Source organism: Nonomuraea sp. KM90 (assembly GCF_052246675.1).
Classification (GTDB): Bacteria; Actinomycetota; Actinomycetes; order Streptosporangiales; family Streptosporangiaceae; genus Nonomuraea.
Genome location: NZ_JBQQCB010000278.1, coordinates 1 through 4629, shown reverse-complemented (window position 1 = coordinate 4629; position 4629 = coordinate 1). Strand labels below are relative to the sequence as shown.

Sequence of the window (4629 nt, the reverse complement as noted above, 5' to 3'; positions counted from 1 at the left end):
GGTTCTTCGATCTGGGTGGGCATTCGTTGCTGGCGACGCGGTTGATCTCGCGGGTGCGGTCGGTGCTGGGGGTGGAGTTGGGTGTGCGGGAGTTGTTCGCGGATCCGACGGTGGCGGGGATCGCGCGGCGGGTGGTGGCGGGCAGGACGCGTCCGGCGTTGGTGCGGGGGGTGCGGCCGGAGGTGATGCCGTTGTCGTTCGCGCAGCGCAGGTTGTGGTTCCTGCACGAGTGGGAGGGGCCCAGCGCCACCTACAACATCCCGGTCGGCCGGAGGTTGTCCGGGCCGCTGGACGTCGCGGCGCTGACGGCCGCGATCGGCGACGTGGCGGACCGGCACGAGAGCCTGCGCACCGTCCTGCCCGACGACGGCGGCGTGCCGTACCAGCGGGTGCTCGACGCCCGCCCGGCCGTCGTGTTCATCGAGTGCGCGGAGGAGGAGCTGGGGGCGCGCATCGGCGAGGCCGTCGGCCGGCCGTTCGACCTGGCCACCGACCTGCCGGTACGGGTGCTGCTGTGCCGCGTCGCGGCGGACGAGCACGTGCTCGTCGTGGTCATGCACCACATCGCCGCCGACGGCTGGTCGATGGGGCCGTTCTGCCGTGACCTGTCGGTGGCGTACGCGGCGCGGGTGGCGGGCGGGATGCCGGAGTGGGCGCCGTTGCCGGTCCAGTACGCCGACTATGCGCTGTGGCAGCGGGATCTGCTGGGGGAGGAGGGCGATCCGGGCAGTGTGCTGGCGGGGCAGCTGGCGTTCTGGTCGGAGGCGCTGGCCGGTCTGCCCGACCTGCTGGCGTTGCCGGTCGACCGGCAACGCCCGGCCCGGCCCAGTTACCGGGGCGATCACGTGCGGCTGGCCGTCCCGGCGGAGGTGCACGCGCGGCTGCTGGAGCTGGCGGGGGAGAGTGGCGCGACGTTGTTCATGGTGGTGCAGTCGGCGTTGGCGGCGTTGCTGACCCGTCTGGGTGCCGGGGGTGACATTCCGATCGGGACGCCGGTGGCGGGTCGGTTGGATGACGCGCTGGACGATCTGGTGGGGTTCTTCGTGAACACGCTGGTGTTGCGGGCGGACACCTCGGGGGATCCGACGTTCCGTGAGCTGATCGGGCGGGTGCGGGCGGCGGACCTGGCCGCGTACGAGCATCAGGACCTGCCGTTCGAGCGGCTGGTCGAGGCGCTCAACCCGCCCCGGGGCGGCCACCACCCCCTCTTCCAGACCTCCCTCGTGGTCGACGACGCCACCGTCGGCGACCTCGACCTCGACGGGCTCACGGCGGCCGAGGAGCCGGTCGACCTCCGCGTGTCGAAGTTCGACCTCACCTTCGCCGTCACCGAGCACGACGCCGGGCTCGACTGCGTCATCGGCTACGCCACCGACCTGTTCGACGAGGACACCGTCCGCTCGATCGGGCACCGCTTCCTGAAGGTCCTGGAGGCGATGGCCGCCGACCCCGGGACCCGCATCGGGCAGGTCGACGTGCTGGAGCCGGCCGAGCGGGCCTTCGCCGGAACCGGGATCTACGTGCTCGACGACGCGCTGTCCCCGCTCCCCGCGGGCGCGGTGGGGGAGCTGTACGTCTCCGGCTCCTACCTCGGCCGGGACCACGCCGGCGCGGGCGCCGACCGGCTCGTGGCCGACCCCTTCGACCGCACCGGCGGCCGGATGTACCGGACCGGCGACCTGGTGCGCCGGAGCCTGGACGGCGGGCTGGACCTCGTCCCGCCCGCCGGGCCCTCGGAGGCCGGGCTCCGCGAGCCGACCGGCCGCGGACCGCGCGACCCGCGCGAGGAGATCCTGTGCGGCCTGTTCGCCGAGGTGCTCGGGCTGCCCTCGATCGGCATCGACGACAACTTCTTCGCCCTGGGCGGCTACTCGCTGCTGGCCACCCGGCTGATCTCACGCATCCGCTCGACGCTGGGCGTCGAGGTCAACGTCAGGGAGCTGTTCGTCGCGCCGACCGTGGCCGGGCTCGCCGCGCGCTGGGACGAGAGCCGCGACCTGCGCCCCGCCCTCGTCCCCCTGCCGCGCCCCGACGCGGTGCCGCTCTCCTACGCCCAGCAGCGGCTGTGGTTCCTGCGGGAGTGGGAGGGCCCCAGCGACACCTACAACATCCCCATGGCCTTCCGGCTGTCCGGCCGGCCGGACACGGACGCGCTGACCCGCGCGCTGAACGACGTCGTCGCCCGGCACGAGAGCCTGCGCACCCTGTTCCCCGCCGAGGGCGGCGTCGCCCGCCAGCAGATCGTGGACGCCGACCTGGCCAGGCCGTTCTTCTCGGTACGCGCCTGCGCCCCCGACGAGTTGCCCGCGATCGTGGCGGAGGCCGCCGGGCACGTCTTCGACCTGGCCGCCGAGCTGCCCATCCGGGCCTGGCTGTGCACCACCGACCCGGAGGAGCACGTCCTCGTGCTGGTCGTGCACCACATCGCCGCCGACGGCTGGTCCGGGGACGTGCTCTGCCGTGACCTCGCCACCGCCTACACCGCGCGCACCGCCGGGCAGGCCCCCAGCTGGGACCCGCTCCCCGTCCAGTACGCGGACTACACGCTGTGGCAGCGCGCGCTGCTCGGCGGCGACGGTGACCCGGACAGCGTCTTCTCCCGCCAGCTCGCCCACTGGGCCGAGCGGCTGGACGGCCTGCCCGACCAGCTCGAACTGCCCGCCGACCGGCCCAGACCGGCCGCGCCCAGCCACACGGGCGCGCTCGTCGAGCTGGAGGTGGCCGCGGAGCTGCACGGGCGGCTGGTCGAGCTGGCCAGGGAGAGCGACGGCACCGTGTTCATGGTCCTGCAGGCCGCCCTCGCCGCGCTGCTGACCCGCCTGGGCGCCGGGACCGACATCCCGATCGGCACCCCGGTGGCCGGGCGCGCCGACGACGCGCTGGACGACCTCGTCGGGTTCTTCGTCAACACGCTCGTGCTGCGTACCGACACCTCGGGCAACCCCACCTTCCGTGAGCTGCTCGCCGGCGTGCGTGAGGTGGACCTCGACGCCTTCACGCATCAGGACCTGCCGTTCGAGCGGCTGGTCGAGGCGCTCAACCCGGTCCGCTCGGCCGCGCACCACCCGCTCTTCCAGGTCATGCTGGTGCTCCGGAACGACGATCCGGCGCCGTTCGAGCTGCCCGGCGTGCGCGTCTCGGATCACCGGGTCGGCTTCCGGGTCGCCAAGTTCGACCTCACGCTCGGGCTCGCCGAACGGTACGGCGACGACGGCCGCCCTCTCGGGCTGCGCGGCGGCCTGGAGTACAGCACCGACCTGTTCGACGAGAACACCGCGTGCTCGCTGGCCGGGCGCCTGCTCCGCCTGCTCGACGCGGTCGCGGCCGACCCGGACCGGCCCATCGGCGACATCGACGTGCTCGCCCCCGACGAGCGCCGCCGCCTCCTGGCCGGGTGGAACGGCGACCAGCCCGGCCAGGCGGCCGAGCCGGGTGGCAGTGTGGTCGAGCTGATCAGGTCGCGGGCCGGGCAGACCCCCGGTGCGATCGCGCTGAGCTGCGAGGACCGCCGGGTGAGCTACGCCGGGCTGGTCGAGCAGGCCGACCGGCTGGCTCACCGGCTGCTGCGGCTGGGCACCGAGCCCGGGCAGGTCGTCGCGGTGATGACCGGGGCCCGGCCCGAGCTGGTGATCGCGATGCTCGGCGTCATGGCGGCCGGCAAGGCGTTCCTCCTGCTCGACCCCGACACCCCGGCCCCGAGGCTGGCGGCGATGCTGCGCGACGCGGACGCCGAAGCGGTGATCGCCACGCCCGAGCTGGCGGCGTCGCTCGGCGGCGTCGACCTGCCCGTCCTGCGCCCCGACGGCCCCCCGGCCGACCCGCGGGCCCTCCCGGAGCTCGACCCCGCCGGCCTGGCCTGCGTCTTCTTCACCTCGGGCTCCACCGGACGGCCGAAGGGCTCGATGTTCGTCCACGGCGAGCTGGCACGGTACGCCGCGACGATGTCCGGCGTCCTGGGCCTCACCGCCGACGACCGCATCCTCCAGGTCGCCGGCGTCTCCTTCGACGTGATCCTGGAGGAGGTCCTGCCCGCGCTGCTGGCCGGGGCGTGCGTGGTCCTGCCCGGGGCCGCCGGGCTCACCACCGTGACCGACCTCGCCGGCCACCTGGAGGCCCAGCGCATCACCGGCTTCGAGGTGACCACGCCCTACTGGCACGAATGGGTCGACATCCTCACCCGCGAGGGGCGCCGGCTGCCGGAGTCGCTCCGGTTCGTGATCATCGGTGGCGAGCGGGTCTCGCCGGACCACCTGCGGCGCTGGCGCCCGCTGGGCGCGGCCCGGCTGTTCAACGTGTACGGCCTGACCGAGGCGACCTGCACCTCCACCGTCCACGAACTCACCCCGGCCGACCGCTCGCTGCCGATCGGACGGCCGCTGGCCGGCGTCCGGCCCTTCGTGCTCGACGACTTCCTGCGGCCGGTGCCGGTGGGGGTGGCGGGTGAGCTGTATCTAGGTGGTGCGGGTCTGGCGCGGGGGTATGCGGGGCGTCCCGGGTTGACCGGGGAGCGGTTCGTGGCGTGTCCGTTCGGGGGGTCGCGGATGTACCGGACCGGTGATGTGGTGCGGTGGCGGGCGGGTGGTGTGCTGGAGTTCGTCGGGCGGGTGGACGATCAGGTCAAGTTGCGCG

General features: G+C 74.1%; 1 protein-coding gene. It reads left to right on the top strand.

The genetic code is table 11. The annotated features are described in order from the left end of the window. Window positions 1–83: 83 nt before the first annotated feature. On the top strand, window positions 84–4629 hold a 4546-nt coding region (locus ACTWPW_RS63110), incomplete at its 3' end, for an amino acid adenylation domain-containing protein (protein ID WP_443174870.1).